Raw genomic sequence first — 16193 nt, 5'->3', positions numbered from 1 at the left:
AACCGAGAGGCCGGGCGTGCCGATACAGATTTCCCGTTATGACTATTCGTCAGTACAGCCGATACAAGAACTGATAGGGGTCGCGAAATTCGGCAAGTCGATGCGTAATCCTCGTGCCGCATCAGTTCGCGCAGCGTTTCTTGGTGTTCCAACATCTCCATTGCCCGTTACTCGACATCCCGCGCAGGCCCAAAGTAGGGCTCGCTTCCGGCCCCTCTCGCAGGTGGGTCGCGAAATTCGGCGAATACTCAGCGCATTGCCGCGACGTCCAACCCCATTACTTGGCGCGTTGCCGCTACTCGCCCGCCCGGGCGAACGGCCCGACCATCGCACCGATGAAGCCGCCCGCGGTCCTGGTGCTCAGGATCGTCGCATCCTGATCTTTCGCGAGCACCTGCCAGCTCCCGTCGGCACGCGCATAAAGGAAGTCGCACACTTCGCCGCGGAGCACGATGCGCAATCGAACGGTCGCACCGGTATAGGGTGCCGAGGCAACCGTCACGCCATCGACGGGGTCCTTCGGGCCGCTGCGTTTCTCCAGCGCGATCACAGTCCCAGCGCCGGTTCGGGCAAGAGTAAGCGTGTAGAAATAGGCCGTGTCCTGCACCACCGCGATACCCGCCCGATCACCCGCGCGCCTTGGAGCGAAGTCCATGGCGGTCTCCGCCGTCGCCCAGTGATGTTGCAGCCGCCGCCCGAGGAAAGCGGCTTGTCCGGCACCGCCGATCGCCACCGGCCGCGCATCGATCGCCAGCGCGCCGCCGGACAGGTTGCGCCAGCCCGTCTCGGTCGCCCGGATCTGCATCCAGTAAGGTGCCAGCTTCGGCCCGGTGAAGTCGTCGCGGACATGGAAGGCGCCACTGTTCGGCACGGCGGCGGCCTTCCCGCGTGGCAAAGCGGGCCGGGTAAGGGCATAGGATATGGTTGCATCCGGAGCCGTCACCTCAGGCCAGCCATCCTTCCAGCGGACTGGCAGGAGGAAGGTCTCGCGGCCGATATTATAGAAATCGTCCTTGTAAGGCCGCGTCGCGAGGAAGATCGTCCACCAGTCGCCCCCGGGGGTCGTGACGAAATCGGCATGGCCCGCGGAGGTGATCGGAAAGGGCCGCCCGGGATTGAGCCCGCGCTGGGTCAGGATCGGGTTGTTCGGGCCGGGCATATAGGGACCCGTCACCGATCGGCTGCGATAGATCACCTCGCTATGGTTCTCGGCAGTGCCGCCCTCGGCGGTCATCAGATAATACCAGCCGTCGCGGGTGAAGATATGGGGTCCCTCCGCCCAGATCGGCTTGTCCGCGAAATGCACGCCGCCATTTACCAGCAGCGTCCGTTCGCCGAACGGCTTCACCGTCTTCGGGTCGAAGCGCTGGATCCAGATCGCGCGATGGCCGTCATATTCCGGCTTGCCGATCGGCGGGCCGTTGTTGAGGATCCAGGCGGAGCCGTCGGCATCGAAGAAGATCGACGGGTCGATGCCGTCGATTTCGTTCCAGTGTGGGTCGGACCAGGGGCCGGCAGGATCCTTCGCGGTCATCACGAAATTGCCGCCGCAATCGACGCAGGTGCCGGCAAGGTAGAAGGTTCCGGCATGGTGGCTGATGTCGGGCGCGAAGATGCCGCGCGAGAGGCCGATCTGCTTGAAATTGAACTGGCTCGGCCGGTCGATCGCATTGCCGATCTGGGTCCAGGAAACGAGATCGCGGCTGTGGAAGATTGGCAGGCCGGGGAAATAGCTGAAGGTGGAATTGACGAGGTAATAATCGCTCCCGACCCGCTCGATCGAGGGATCGGGATAAAAGCCCTGCAGGATCGGGTTGCGATAGTCGCCCGGCCCCGCCTTTGCCGCGCGGTCGACCGGATCTTCGCCGCGATAGTCGAACCAGGCGAAGCGCGCGACCGGTGCCGCCGGGGCGGCCGCCGTGAGCAGCAGCGCGAGCGCTGCCGTGGCGAATGCCCCGCCGCGCATCAATGGTTATGCCTTGGCGTCTTCGTGGCAATGCCGCGATATTTGACTGCCATCTCCAGCACGGCGCCGTCCTCCAGCTGTCCGGTCTTCTCGCGGTACAGCTCTTCCCACGGCGTGTTGCTCGACGGAAAGGCCGGGGCGGGACCTCCCTTGCGCCGTGCGATCTCGTTCTCGTCGACCAGCACGTCGCAGCGGCCGGTGTTCAGGTCGATCCGGATGACATCGCCGGTGTGCAGCCACGCGAGCCCGCCGCCGACCGCGCTTTCGGGCGAGGCATTGAGGATCGAGGGGCTGTCCGACGTGCCCGACTGGCGCCCGTCGCCGAGTGTCGGCAGCCAGGCGATGCCGCGCTGGATCAGCGCGTCCGGCGGCTGCATGTTGACCACCTCGGCGGAGCCCGGCCAGCCGATCGGCCCGGCGCCACGGATCACCAGGATGCACTTCTCGTCGATATCGAGCGCTGGGTCGTTGATGCGATGATGATAATCGTCCGACCCGTCGAACACGATCGCCCGGCCCTCGAACACGCCTTCCTTGCCGGGGTGGCTGAGATAGCGCGCGCGGAATTCCTCGGAGATCACGCTCGTCTTCATGATCGCGAAGTCGAACAGGTTGCCGGAAAAGGCGAGGAAGCCTGCCTTCTCCTTCAGTGGTTCGGCGAACGGACGGATCACCTCGCGGTCGCGCGACTGGCGGCCCGCGATATTCTCGCCGATGCTGCGCCCGGTCACGGTCAGGCAGTCTCTGTCGAGCACGCCGCCCTCGGCAAGCTCGCACAGGATCGCCGGCACGCCGCCCGCGCGGTGGAAGCGTTCGCCGAGGAAACGGCCGGCCGGCTGGACGTCGGCGAGCAGCGGCAGGTCATAGCCATGCTCGGTCCAGTCGGACGGGTACAGCTCGACCCCGGCATGCCGCGCCATCGCCATCAGATGCGGCTGCGCGTTCGAGGAACCGCCGATCACCGTGATGGTGCGGATCGCGTTGAGGAACGCCGCGCGCGTCAGGATCTTCGACGGGCGCAGGTCTTCATAGGCCATGTCGACGATGCGGCGGCCGGTCTCGTACGCGATCTGCCCACGCTCGCGGTACGGCGCCGGAATGGCGGCGCACCCGGGCAGCGACAGGCCAAGCGCTTCGGCCACCGCATTCATGGTCGAAGCGGTGCCCATGGTGTTGCAATGGCCCGCCGAGGGGGCACTGTCGGTCGCGCGGCGGAGGAATTCCTCCTCGTCGATCTCGCCCGCGGCAAGCTTGCGGCGCGACCGCCAGATCACGGTGCCGGACCCGACCAGCTCGCCCTCATGCCAGCCGTCGAGCATCGGTCCGCCCGACAGCACGATGGCCGGGATGTCGACGGTCGACGCCGCCATGATGCCGGACGGCGTCGTCTTGTCGCAGCCGGTGGTGATGACCACCGCGTCGATCGGATAGCCATAGAGGATCTCGACCAGGCCAAGATAGGCGAGGTTGCGGTCGAGCGCCGCGGTCGGGCGGCGGCAATTCTCGAAGATCGGGTGAGTCGGGAATTCCATCGGGATTCCGCCCGCGTCGCGAATGCCCTCGCGCGTGCGCCGCGCGAGGTCGACATGGATCCGGTTGCACGGGGAAAGATCGCTGCCGGTCTGCGCGATGCCGATGATTGGGCGACCGCTGCGCAGCTCGGCCGCGGTGATGCCGTAATTCATGAAACGCTCAAGATAGAGCGCCGTCATGTCCGACCGTTCCGGATCGGCGAACCAGTCTCGCGACCGGAAGGCCCTTACGGGTTCACGCTGCACTCGCCTCTCCTGATTCAAGTCTATGGTAACGCTAACGCAAAGTTCCGTTACCTTCAACGAAGGCAGTGTGCAAACCGGCGCGGGGCAGTCGGATCGGATCGATCGCGCCTTGTCCGGAGTAGCCATCGACCCGGTAGCGGTGGCATGGCGGTCATTCGACTGGCTGGCGGGGATCTTTTCATCTGGTCGCCGACAGCGCTGACCGAGGGTCTCCGCGCCGCCGTCGAGTCGCTCGGGACGGTCAGCCACCTGATCGCGCCCAATTCACTGCACCACCTGTTCCTCGCTGACTGGAAACGCGCTTTTCCCGAGGCCCGCCTCCATGCTCCGCCCGGGCTGTGGGAGAAGCGCCGGGACCTCGCCTTCGACCATGACCTTGCCGACGGGCCGATGCAGAATTGGGCCGGGGAGATCGACCAGGTCGTGATGCGGGGGAATGTCATCACCACCGAGGTGGTGTTCTTCCATGTTCCGAGCGGCACGGTGCTTTTTACGGATCTCCTGCAACAGCTTTCCGCGAGCCGCTTCTCCGGCTGGCGCGCGCTGGTCGCCAGATGGGACCTGATGACGGGTCCGGAACCGGCGGTGCCCCGGAAATTTCGTCTCGCCTTTACTGATCGGCGCGCTGCGCGTGCCGCGATCGGCCATGTTCTTTCATGGCCGGCAAAAAGGGTGCTGATGGCGCACGGAACGCCGGTCAGCGAAGACGGTCGGGCGTTGATACGCCGCGCATTTCGCTGGCTGTCACGATGACGCCGATTCCCCGAATGGCGGGCTGGCCGTGCGGATCAGGCCCTTGGCGGCGCCACAGCCGGGCGTCGGCGGGGAGCTGCGTCGGACTGGCGGCGGACGAGCTGGAAATCGAGCTGGCGATGTTGCGCGGGGTCGCGGTGCCCGGCGCGGCGGCTGCGGATTTCCCTGACCAGCAATTCGACGGCGGCGAGGGACATGTCGGTGATGGGCTGGTGGATGGTGGTGAGTTCTGGCCAGATGGTGGTGGCGAGGGCGGTGTCGTCGAAGCCGCAGACGGTGAGGTCGTTGGGGACGTCGAGGCCGTGTCGATGGGCGACGGCGACGGTGGCGGCGGCCATGTCGTCGTTGCTGGCGAAGATGGCGGAAGGCGGGTTGGCGAGGTCGAGCAGCTGCTCGGCGACGTCGAGGCCGGAGCGATAGGTGAACAGCCCCTGGGCGACGAGGTCGGCGTCATAGGGAAGGCCGACCGCGTCGAGCGCGTCGCGATATCCGGCGAGGCGGCGTTCGCTGGCGGTCTGGTCGGGATTGCCGATGATGAAGCCGATGCGCTGGTGGCCGAGCGCGGCGATGTGGCGGGTCATCTCGAAGGCGGCGCGGTGATCGTCGATGCTGACGGCGGAGAAGCCGGGGGCGGGATGGCCGCTGGCGACGGTGACGGCCAGGCCATTGGCCTCGCGCAGCGCCTCGAGCAGGGTCAGCGAATCGCACAGCGGCGGCGGCAGCACGATGCCCTCTACACCGCCGCGCAGCAGCCGGGTGGCGGCTTCCCGCGCCTGTTCGGGGCCATCGCATTTCTCGACGATGATCTGGATGTTGGCGCGGCTGGCATAGTCGAGGCTGCCGACCAGGAACTCGCTGAGATAGGCGGCGCTGGGGTTGCTGTAGAGCAGCCCGATCCGCACCGGCGCGGCGCCGGCCAGGCTGCGCGCCGCCGGATTGGGCGAATAGCTGAGCGCCGCGATCGCCGCATTGACGATGTCGCGGGTGCTCTCGCGAACATTGCCTTCGCCGTTCAGCACCCGGGACACCGTCATCGGGGATACGCCGGCCTTGCGGGCGACATCGGTAATCGTCGCATTGGTGCGTTGCCGTCGGGACGTCGGTTGGCTCAAGCGTGGTGCTCCTCGGCAATATGGCTACGATGTTGCGGTGCGGGCCGCAATGTTGACGTTAACGGGTGCCGGCAATCAAAAAGAGAGGCGGCCGGTCGCGCCGGCCGCCCCAGGGGAGATGGTCCGGCATGGGCAGCGAGGAGCGCCCATGCCGGCAGGGAATGGCGGCGGGCGTCCCTCTTGCCGCCGCCATCCGCATCAGAAGCGGCCGCGCAGGCCGAACAGGAAGGTGGTTCCCGGTTTGTAGGAGGTGAAGGTCGCGTTCTTGAACTGGAAGTAGGACCGCTGTTCGGCGTTGAAGATATTGACCACGTCGAAGGTAAGCTGCGGCAGTCCCTCGGACCCGAACACCTTGTTGAGGTCGAGGCTCGAGGACAGGTCGAACTGTTGGTAATCGTCGGTGAAGAGTGCCGCCAGCGGGATGCCGTTCTGGTTGAGGCCCGAAGATTGCGATCCCCGGTTGAACGTCGTCGACGCGCGGACCGTCAGGCCGTGATTCTCGTAATAGGCGGTGACGTTGTAGGATACCGGCGCCACGCCAAGGGCCACCGCCGAGGTCGCCGCGGCTCCCTCGCCCTTCTGGTCGATCAGGGTCAGGTTGGCGCTGAAGCCGAACCCGTTCAGGCCGAGATATTTGCCCAGCACGAAGTCGAGCGGCTGCACCCAGTTGAATTCGAGGCCGTTGATCTTGAGCGTGCCGGCCGCGTTGACCTGCTGATTGATGACCACGGTGGCGGAGCTCGGGCCGCCGCGGGCGGTGATCGCCTGCTGCTGGGTCGGCGACAGCGTGTCATAAGTCACGCCGTACGCGGCCAGCGCCGCGAAGGGCAATGTCGTGGTGCCGTTGGTGGTGAAGCCGGTGATCGCCTTGCGGAACGCGGCGACGCCGACATAGCCTTCCTTGCCGGTATAATATTCGAAGCCGAGATCGAAATTGGTCGCGAGATAGGGCTGCAACGCCGAGTTGCCGATCGAGCCGACATCGGCGGACGGGCTGGAGAAGCTGAGGCCCGGCAACTGAGCATTCGGGTCGGGTCGGGTCATCGTCCGCGACACGGAGGCGCGGGCCACGGCGCTGCTGCCGATATGGAAAGCCGCGCTCGCCGAGGGCAGCCAGTTGTCATAGCTGTTCTCGCGGTACACGAAGCTGACGACGTTCGGATATTTGCCGCCGTCCGCCGGTGCCACCGCGGGCGCGGCCGGTGTGTTGCGCGGATCGGGCAGCGACACGAAGCCGCCGATCGTCTGGTTGGTATGGACCCAGCGCAGACCGGCGTTGAACTGAACCCGGTTGTCGCCGATCGGCAGGTCGCCATTCACCTCGGCAAAGGCGCCGGTCGTCTTTTCGCGGACATAGCCGCCGCTCGCGCCGGTGTTGGTGCCGCTCGATTCCGGGGCTGCGTTGTGGAACGCGTCATAGTTGGACGCTGCCTTGAACTTGTCCCAGTCGAGGGTAACGAAGCCGTCGGGGCCGGGCTTGAGATAGCCGGCCAGCGCGGTCTGCGGGATCAGCGAGCCGGCATAGGTATAGGGTGTCGTCGACCCTGCCGTGAAATTGGTCCCGTAACCCGGGTAGAGCGGATAGCGCGAGTCGAATGCATTGAGCGCCGCGCCGGTGCCCGTTACCGACTGGCCGAGACAGGGTGGCTGCGTGTTCGGCGACGGCACGAAGATGCTCGGCCTGTTGCCGCACACGGCGTTCTGCCACGCCTGACTATTGTCGAAGCCCTGGATGCGGCGAGAGACGTCGTCATAGGCGCCGCCAACTTTCAGGCTCAGGCGCGTGTCGCCCCAGGTCAGGTCGCCGCGAAAGCCCTTGGTTTCCGTGCGTCGCCGTTCGTCCTGGATGTTCACCCGGCCGCCGTTCCAGCCGAAGGCGGTCGGATCGTTGAGATTGACCCCGGTGGCGCCGATGATCGGCACGCCGCCGCCATTATAGTCGTAATTGACCGTGATGCCTGCGTTGGGCGGGGTGATGACCAGGACGGTCGGCGATTCCCGGTGGAAAGTGCTCTTCGTGTAATTGCCCTGGAAGGTCAGCTTGAGCTTGTCGGTGACGCTCCATTCGCCGCCCGGGTTCACGCCCCAGAATTCGGTGTCCTCGATGAACGGGCGATATTCGAGGAAGAACTGCGCATTGGCATAGGTGCCCTTGGTCACGACGCACCCGGTGGAACAATCGGAGCGATCATATTGCGTGTTGAGCGGGATTGTCGCGCCGTTGCGGCCGACCCAGTTCATGTCGATCCGCTGGAGGTTGTTCTTCTTCCGCCCGTACATGCCGTCGACATAGAAATGCAGGGTGTCGCTCGGGCGATATTCCATGCTCGCGATGAAATTATAACGGTCCTTGGTGCCGAACTCGTCGGACGGACGGCCGAGGCGGGGGATCAGCCCGTTGTCGATCTGGCCGATATTCGCGCCGGGATTGCGGGCGAGCAGGAAGGCGTTGTCGATCGTCGCGCCCGTCGTCAGGCCATTGCCGGCATTGGCCGGCACGGTGCCCGGAATGGTCCAGTTGCCGCCGCCCGTCGCATTGGCACCCGTCGCCGCGCCGAACTGCGCGGCGCTGAGATTCGGGTTGGTCAGACCGATCGTTTCATAGCCGACGGTGCGGACCTTGTTGCGAAAGCCGGCCGCGCCGACCAGGATGCCGAAGTCGCCGAAGGTGCCACTTGCGATGAGCGATCCGCGCGCGCCGAGCTTGCCGGCGCTGGTGTTCTCCACGCCTTGCAGCGCATAGGTCAGGTGCATGCCCGGCTTGTCGAACGGCCGCGCGCTGCGCATGTTGACCACGCCCGAGGTGCCGCCCTCGATCATGTCGGCGGCCTGGGACTTGTTGACCGTGAGCTGGGTGAACAGTTCGATCGGAAACAGGTCGAGGTCGACCTCGCGATTGGTGCTCTGGGCGTCGGTGCGGCCGGTCGAGGCGATCGCGACGGGCGCGCCGTTCAGCAGGATCTTGGTGAAGTTGGTGCCGAGGCCGCGGATCGCGATGTTCAGGCCCTCGCCGGTCGTCTCGCGGCTGATCTGGATGCCGGGGATCCGGTTGAACGTCTCGGCGATATTGGTGTCGGGGAACTTGCCGATATCCTCGGCGAAGATCGAATCGGTGAAGCCGGTGGAATTGCGCTTCGCGTTGGTCGAGCTCTGGAGACTCTCGCGATAACCGGTGACGACGATGTCTTCCTCTGCCTGACCGGCGACGCCGGGGGGAGAGTCGGCCTGTGCGGCCGGTCCATTCTGCGCCAGCGCAGGCCAGGCCGTGCCCGCGAGCAAGAGTGCGCCGATTGCCGCGAATCGACGCGGCGCGACCGTACGGGACAGTTCGATAGCCATTTCACCCCTCCTGTGCCGGGCCTCTGCGGGCCCGTGAGATCGCACCCTCCACGATGGATGGTAGCGATCCCACAAAGGGGTATGACGATGTTACGAAACTGTCAATCCTCCCGGTTCGGTCTAATTTTATTTCGGTTATCCATTATGTTATCGCTTATCTCCCGGGTTCGTACGGCCAGGAGATGGCTTCATATTCGGGAAGGGTTTTTGCCGGCGCCGTCTCCCCGGCGGGGAGCGGGCGGCCCGAGACGCTGGTCCAATAGGCAAGGCTCGCGTCGCGCCACCACTGCGCCTCCTTCTGCTGGATCGACAGGAAGGTGTCGGTCTTCGCGAAGCGCTCGCGGTCGATATGGGGGGCGAGTGTCCGCCATGCCCGGTGCATGTCGGCAACCTCGCCGACGCCCAGCGTGTAGCGAGCGACCAGCTCGTCCCACAGCGTCTTTCCGGACTTCAGGCGATCGTCCCATCCGACATGGTGGAACCACAGCAGGTCGCGCTCGGGCGTGGTTTTCACATCGGCGAACATGCGCGCGACCTCGGGCGCATATTGCGCGACCGCGTCGCTGCCCGTCCTCGTCCGGTCATAGCCGATCCCGTTCCGGTCGGCCTTGTGGTAATAGACCGGGTTCCATTCGGGGCGGGCGAGATCCTTCACCCAGGGTCCTGGCCCAAAATGATGGCTGGTCGCCATCAGATGGGCGAGCCCCAGCGGCGTCATATAGTTGACCACCGCTTCGCGCGAGGCGGTCATGATGTTCACCACGGCCGGCGTGATCGCGGGATCCGGGCCGAAGGTCAGTTCGGACCATTCGCCCGAGACCTGCTTCGCCGATGCCTCGGGGTTCCAGGCCATGCGGCCATAGACGAACCAATTGGCCTGGTTGAAGGTCGACCCGCTCCAGTCGCGGTCGGTGCCGATATTGGCGACGCCGGCCATGCCGGTAAGCTTGTAGCCGTCAAGCGCGCCCTCGATCACCCGGGCGACGGTCGATCCCTTGCCCTTCGCGAAGGTGTCGGCCTGCAGCACCTCCTCGTAAAGCGGCCCGAGATAGGCGAGGTGAGTCGCCATCCCGAGATATTCCTTGGTGATCTGGAACTCCATCATCAGCGGTGTCTTCGGCATCGCGCCGAACAAAGGATGGAAGGGTTCGCGCGGCTGGAAATCGATCGCGCCGTTTTTTACCTGGACGATGACATTGTCGGCGAACTTGCCATCGAGCGGCTTGAAGTCGTCATAGGCCTGCTTGGCGCGGTCCTCCGGATTCTCGTGCTGGTAAACGAAGGCGCGCCACATGATGATGCCGCCATGCGGTCTCACCGCGGCAGCGAGCATGTTCGCGCCTTCCGCATGGTTGCGCTTGTAATCCTGCGGGCCGGGCTGCCCTTCCGAGTTGGCCTTGACCAGGAACCCGCCGAAATCGGGGATGGCCCTGTAGATTTCGTCGGCCTTTGCCTTCCACCAGGCGGCGACCTGCGGGTCGAGCGGATCGGCGGTCCTGAGCCCGCCGATCTCGATCGGGGCGGACCAGCGCGCGGAGAGATAGACCTTGATGCCATAGGGGCGGAACACATCGGCCAGCGCGGCCGCCTTGGCGATATAGGGCGCGGTCAGGCTGTCGGCCTTGGCGTTGACGTTGTTGAGCACGGTGCCGTTGATGCCGATCGAGGCATTGGCGCGGGCATAGTCGGTGTAGCGCGGTTCCCTGAAGTCGGGGAGCTTCCACCAGTCCCAGATCGACTGGCCGGCATAGCCGCGCTCGACTGTGCGATCGAGATTGTCCCAATGGTTGAGCAGGCGAAGCTTGAGCTTCGGCGCCGACACGATGTCGAGCCGGTCTAGGCCGAGCCCGCGCTGGAGATGCTGGATCAGCGCGAAGCTGCCATAGAGCACGCCGACGCCGCTGTTCGCCGCGACGACGGTGACCGGCTTGCCGTCGATCGTCGCGCTGCGGATGACATAGCCCTCCGTACCGAGCTGGCCGAGCGGGAGGTTGAGTGCCTTGATCCGTGGTTCGGCGCTGGTGCCGAGCACGATGGCGTTGGCCTGCACTGCCTGGCCGTAGGTCGGCACGGCTGCGCCGAGCATGCCTTCGAGCGCGCGCTCAATCTCGTCGACCGCCTTGAGGGTCGGGATATCGTGCCGGTCGACGTCGAAGACGACCGCCGTCGCGCGGACACGATCGCGCGCCTGGATGTCGGCGGGAAGGGGACGATAGCGCAGCCAGAGATCATAGCCGTCCTCGGCATGCGCGGCGACTGGCAGGACGCCCAGCGTCAGAAACAATGCCGCGCACCAGGCGATCAACCGACCCATGTCATTCCTCTCCAGACTCGTGCGCCCTGGTCCTTCTGGTGGCCATCGGCGATTGACAGTCTTTGCCCGACTTATCATGGTAGCGCTATCAGAAAAAGGCGCTGGCGCGGTTGTCGGCCGACGAATCAGCGTCATCGAGGGGTAGCCGGAATGCCATCAGTCGCGTCGCGTTCAGCTCATCGCACCCTGGCGATGCTGCTTGCCTGCGTCGCTCCCGTCGCGCTTGCCGGAGCAGCGCTCCCGTCGCTCTCTGAGGCCGGCCCGCTCTATAAGGATGCTACCGCGCCCGTTGCCGCACGTGTGGAGGACCTGCTCAAGCGGATGACGCTGGAGGAGAAGGTCGGCCAGCTGCTGACGGTATGGGGCGGCAAGGCCCAGATGCTCGACGCGAAGAAGCGGATCGATCCGGCCAGGGTCGCCGTGCTTTTCCCCAACGGCTTTGGCGGCTTCGCCCGTCCGTCGGATACGCTCGGCGCGGGGTCGCCGCGCGTGGTGCCGGGTCATGACGTGAGGGGCACGATCGACGTGGTCAACACGCTGCAGCGCTATGCGCTGACCCAGACCCGGCTGGGCATTCCGATCCTGTTCCACGAGGAAGGTCTGCACGGCTATGCCGCGCGGGACGCGACCAGCTTCCCCGTGCCGATCGGCCTCGCGTCGAGCTGGGACCCGGACATGATCCGTCGGATCAACGTGGTTACCGGGCGCGAGATTGCCGCGCGCGGCGTGACGCTGGCACTCTCGCCGGTGGTCGACGTCGCGCGCGATCCGCGCTGGGGGCGGATCGAGGAGACGTTCGGCGAAGACCCGTATCTCGTCGGCGAGATGGGCGTCGCGGCAGTGCAGGGTCTGCAGGGCGACAAGGCGGAGAAGCTCGCGCCGGGCAAGGTGTTCGCCACGCTCAAGCACCTGACCGGACATGGCCAGCCGGAAAGCGGGACCAATATCGGTCCTGCTCAGATTTCCGAGCGTGAGCTGCGCGAGAATTTCTTCCCGCCGTTCGAACAGGCGATCGCGCGCGGGGCGCCGGGTGCGGTGATGCCAAGCTATAACGAAATCGACGGCACGCCGAGCCATGCGAGCAAATGGCTGTTGCAGGACGTGCTGCGCGGCGAATGGGGTTTCAGCGGTGCGATCACCAGCGATTACGACGCGATCGACCAGCTTCGGTCGATCCATCATATCGCTGCTGACCGGACGGAGGCAGCGCTGCTGGCGATCAATGCCGGTGTCGACAGCGATCTGCCCGAGGGCGACAGCTACAAGACGCTGGTCGACTCGGTACGTGCCGGCAAGGTCTCCGAGGCAGTGATCGACAATGCCGTGCGGAAGATGCTCGAGATCAAGTTCCGCGCCGGACTGTTCGAGCATCCTTATGCCGATGCTGCGGCGGCGGTGAAGATCACCAATAATGCCGAGGCGCGCGCACTGGCGCGGATCGCCGCGGCGCGGTCGATGGTGCTGCTCAAGAATGACGGCACGCTGCCGCTCGCCATGCCAGTGGCCGGTGCAGCCAGGCCGACCATCGCTGTGATCGGGCCGAGCGCGGCCGTGGCGCGCCTGGGCGGCTACTATGGCCAGCCGCCAGTGACCGTGTCGATCCTCGACGGGATCAGGGCCAAGGTCGGCGCGCGCGCCAATATCGTCACGTCGGAAGGGGTGAAGATCACCGAGAATGACGATTGGTGGGAGGACAAGGTCACGCTTGCCGATCCAGCCGCGAATGCGAAGCGCATCGCCGCAGCGGCCGAGGCGGCCAGGGGCGCCGACATGATCGTGCTGGCGATCGGCGATACCGAGCAGACCAGCCGCGAGGCCTGGGCCGACAATCATCTCGGCGACCGGTCAAGCCTGGATCTGGTCGGGCAGCAACAGGATCTGTTCGACGCGCTGAAGGCGCTGGGCAAGCCGGTCGTTGTGGTGATGATCAACGGCCGGCCGCTGTCGATCAACAAGGTCGCGGCCAAGGCCAATGCGGTGATCGAGGGCTGGTATCTCGGCGAGCAGGGCGGCAACGCGGTAGCCGATGCGCTGTTCGGCGACGTCAATCCGGGCGGCAAGCTGCCCGTCACCATCGCGCGCTCGGTCGGGCAATTGCCGATGTTCTACAACTACAAGCCGTCGGCGCATCGCGGCTATCTGTTCAGCGAGGCGACGCCGCTTTTCCCGTTCGGATACGGGCTGAGCTACACCAGCTTCACCATTGGCGCGCCGCAGCTTTCGGCGACGACGATCCGGCCGGACGGGCAGGTCGAGGTGAAAGTCGATGTCGCGAACACCGGCAAGCGCGCGGGTGACGAGGTGGTTCAGGTATATGTTCGCGACACTGTCAGCTCGGTGACCCGGCCGGTGAAGGAACTCAAGGCGTTCCGCCGCGTGACCTTGCAGCCCGGTGAGACCAGGACCGTGAGCTTCATCCTCGGCCGCCGCGCCTTCGAGATGTGGAACCTCGACATGAAGCGCGTGGTCGAGCCGGGCCAGTTCGAGATCATGGCTGGCGCCAATTCGGTCGATCTCAAATCCGCCACGCTGACGGTCGCGCCATGACGAAGATGTGTGCGATCGGTCGGCGCCAGGCGCTGGTGTGGCTGTCCACGGCGAGCGTCGCTGCGCTGACGCCGGGCGTCGCCTTCGCGCGCGAGCGCAGGCCACTCTACAAGGATGCGCGCGCGCCGATCGCGGATCGGGTGCGCGACCTGGTCGGGCGGATGACGCTTGAGGAGAAGGTCGCGCAGACCATCGCTCTATGGGCGACCAAGGCCGATATCATGGACGGCCTGACCTTCGATCCGGCCAAGGCGAGCATTGCCTATCCCAATGGCATCGGCCAGATCAGCCGGCCGTCGGACAAGCGCGGCGGGCCGGGCATCGTCAATACCGAGGGCGGGACCGGCGCGCGCTGGCGGACGCCGGCGGACAATATCGTCTTCAACAATGCCGCGCAGCATTGGGCGCTGGAAAAGACCCGGCTGGGCATTCCCGTGTTGTTCCATGAGGAAGCGCTGCACGGCTTCATGGCGACCGAGGCGACCAGCTTTCCCCAGGCGATCGCCCTGGCGGGCAGCTTCGACACCGATCTCGTGCGCCGCGTGAATGCGGTGATCGCGCGGGAATCCCGGGCGCGAGGCGTGCCTTATGTCCTGTCGCCCGTAGTCGATATCGCGCGCGACCCGCGCTGGGGCCGGATCGAGGAGACGTTCGGCGAGGACCCCTATCTCTGCGGCGAGATGGGCGTCGCCGCGGTCGAAGGGTTGCAGGGCGTCGGCAAAAGCGAGCGGCTGGCCGGAGACAAGGTGTTCGCCACGCTCAAGCACATGACAGGGCATGGCCAACCGCAATCGGGCACCAATGTCGGCCCCGCCCAGATATCGCGGCGCGAACTGCGTGAGAATTTCTTCCCGCCCTTCCGTGAGGTGGTCGAGCGTACCGCGATCGGCGCGGTGATGCCGAGCTACAACGAGATCGACGGCGTGCCGAGCCATGCCAGCAAATGGTTGTTGCACGACGTGCTGCGCGGCGAATGGGGTTTCGACGGCGTGGTCGCGAGCGATTATGGCGCGGTCCAGGAACTCGACAAGATCCATCATGTCGCGGCGGATCAGGCCGAGGGCGCGCGGCTGGCACTGGCGGCGGGGGTGGATTGCGAACTGCCCGACGGTCTAGCCTTCCGCCTGCTGGCCGGCAAGGTGCGCGCGGGACGGGTGAGCGAGGCGGCGATCGATACCGCCGTGTCGCGCCTGCTGACGCTCAAGTTCCGCGCCGGGCTGTTCGAAAATCCCTATGGCGATGCGAAGCTCGCCGCGCGGATTACCGGCAATGAAGAGGCCCGTGCGCTTGCGCTCGAGGCAGCGCGCAAGAGTATCTGCCTGCTCAAGAATGACGGCACTCTTCCGTTGAAGGCCGGCGCGCAGAAGATCGCGGTGATCGGCCCCAATGCGGTGGCTGCACGTCTGGGTGGCTATTCGAGCGTGCCGAAACAGAAGATCGGCCTGCTCGACGGCATCAAGGCGAAGCTTGGCGGGGCGGAAGTGATCCATGCCCAGGGCGTGTTCATCACCACCAGCGAGAACCCGACTGACAATGAGGTGATCCTCGCCGATCCGGCGAAGAACCGGGCGCTGATCGCCGAGGCGGTCGAGGTGGCGAAGAGGGCCGATGTGATCGTGCTGGCGGTCGGCGACAATGAACTGACCAGCCGCGAGGGCTTCGCGAAGAACCATCTCGGCGACCGGACCGGGATCGACCTTCTGGGCGAGCAGAACGCGTTGTTCGAGGCGCTGCACGCGCTGGGCAAGCCGGTGGTAGTGGTTGCGATCCACGGCCGGCCGGCAAGCTGGCCGACCATCGCGGCCAAGGCGAACGCGATCCTCGATTGCTGGTATGTCGGGCAGGAGGGCGGTACCGCGATGGCCGACGCGTTGTTCGGCGACATCAACCCGGGCGCCAAGCTGCCGGTCACCATCGTGCGCGACGCGGGGCAGATCCCGTTCTTCTACAACCACAAGCCGAGCGCGCGACGCGGCTATCTGTTCGATGATGCAGCGCCGCTTTTCCCGTTCGGGCACGGGCTGAGCTACACTAGTTTCACCATCGGCGCACCGGCCCTTTCCGCCGCGACGATCGCCCCGGACGGTAGCGTGATCGTCTCGGTAGAGGTCGCCAATAATGGTGCCCGGGTCGGGGATGAGGTGGTGCAGCTCTATATCCGTCACCTTGACGCCTCGGTTACGCAGCCGGTGCTGGCCTTGAAGAGGTTCGAGCGCATCACGCTCGCGCCGGGCGAGCGCAGGATGGTGCGCTTCACGCTCGGGCCCAAGGCTTTCCGCATCTGGAACGTCGCGATGAAGGAAGTCGTCGAGACGGGCCGGGTCGAAATCATGGTCGGGAACAGCTCGGCCAAGCTGCAATCCGCAATCCTCACGATCGCCTGA

Annotated in this window: 8 protein-coding genes; 3 read left to right on the top strand and 5 right to left on the bottom strand. The window is 65.7% G+C overall.

The genetic code is table 11. From position 1 onward, the window contains the following. Positions 1-295: 295 nt before the first annotated feature. Both NDN01_RS17520 and NDN01_RS17515 read right to left on the bottom strand, forming a co-directional pair. Positions 296-1966 (bottom strand): glycoside hydrolase family 43 protein, encoded by a 1671-nt coding sequence (locus tag NDN01_RS17520; protein ID WP_272623030.1) that lies wholly within the window; start codon positions 1964-1966, stop codon positions 296-298. Further along, on the bottom strand, positions 1966-3744 hold the full coding sequence (locus NDN01_RS17515) for an IlvD/Edd family dehydratase (RefSeq protein ID WP_272623029.1): 1779 nt from the start codon (positions 3742-3744) through the stop codon (positions 1966-1968). Before NDN01_RS17515 ends, NDN01_RS17520 begins: the two co-directional genes overlap by 1 nt. A 144-nt stretch (positions 3745-3888) precedes the next feature. Here NDN01_RS17515 and NDN01_RS17510 point away from each other — a divergent pair, with 144 nt between their 5' ends. After that, positions 3889-4497 (top strand): DUF4336 domain-containing protein, encoded by a 609-nt coding sequence (locus NDN01_RS17510; protein ID WP_272623028.1) that lies wholly within the window; start codon positions 3889-3891, stop codon positions 4495-4497. A gap of 35 nt (positions 4498-4532) precedes the next feature. On the opposite strand, the gene NDN01_RS17505 is transcribed toward NDN01_RS17510, so the two are convergent. The 3 genes from NDN01_RS17505 to NDN01_RS17495 form a co-directional block, all read right to left on the bottom strand. Beyond that, the gene (locus NDN01_RS17505; protein ID WP_272623027.1) at positions 4533-5609 is read right to left on the bottom strand and encodes a LacI family DNA-binding transcriptional regulator; all 1077 of its coding nucleotides are present in this window, start codon (positions 5607-5609) and stop codon (positions 4533-4535) included. A gap of 198 nt (positions 5610-5807) precedes the next feature. Then, on the bottom strand, positions 5808-8948 hold the full coding sequence (locus tag NDN01_RS17500; RefSeq protein ID WP_272623026.1) for a TonB-dependent receptor: 3141 nt from the start codon (positions 8946-8948) through the stop codon (positions 5808-5810). 154 nt (positions 8949-9102) lie between these two features. Further along, entirely contained in the window at positions 9103-11262 is a 2160-nt protein-coding gene (locus tag NDN01_RS17495; RefSeq protein ID WP_272623025.1) for an alpha-glucuronidase family glycosyl hydrolase, read from the bottom strand. A 150-nt stretch (positions 11263-11412) separates the two neighbouring features. On the opposite strand from NDN01_RS17495, the gene NDN01_RS17490 reads away from it, so the two are divergent. Together NDN01_RS17490 and NDN01_RS17485 are read left to right on the top strand one after the other, a co-directional pair. Next, positions 11413-13809, top strand: a complete 2397-nt coding sequence (locus NDN01_RS17490; protein ID WP_272623024.1) for a glycoside hydrolase family 3 N-terminal domain-containing protein — start codon at positions 11413-11415, stop codon at positions 13807-13809. 5 nt (positions 13810-13814) lie between these two features. Further along, positions 13815-16193: a glycoside hydrolase family 3 N-terminal domain-containing protein gene (locus NDN01_RS17485; protein WP_443025254.1), complete on the top strand. Its 2379-nt coding sequence runs from the start codon at positions 13815-13817 to the stop codon at positions 16191-16193.

This window comes from Sphingomonas sp. QA11 (assembly GCF_028473665.1).
GTDB classification, from domain to species: Bacteria; Pseudomonadota; Alphaproteobacteria; order Sphingomonadales; family Sphingomonadaceae; genus Sphingomonas; species Sphingomonas phytovorans.
The sequence above is the reverse complement of the archived record's forward strand: the minus strand, read 5'-3'. Positions and strand labels throughout refer to the sequence as shown.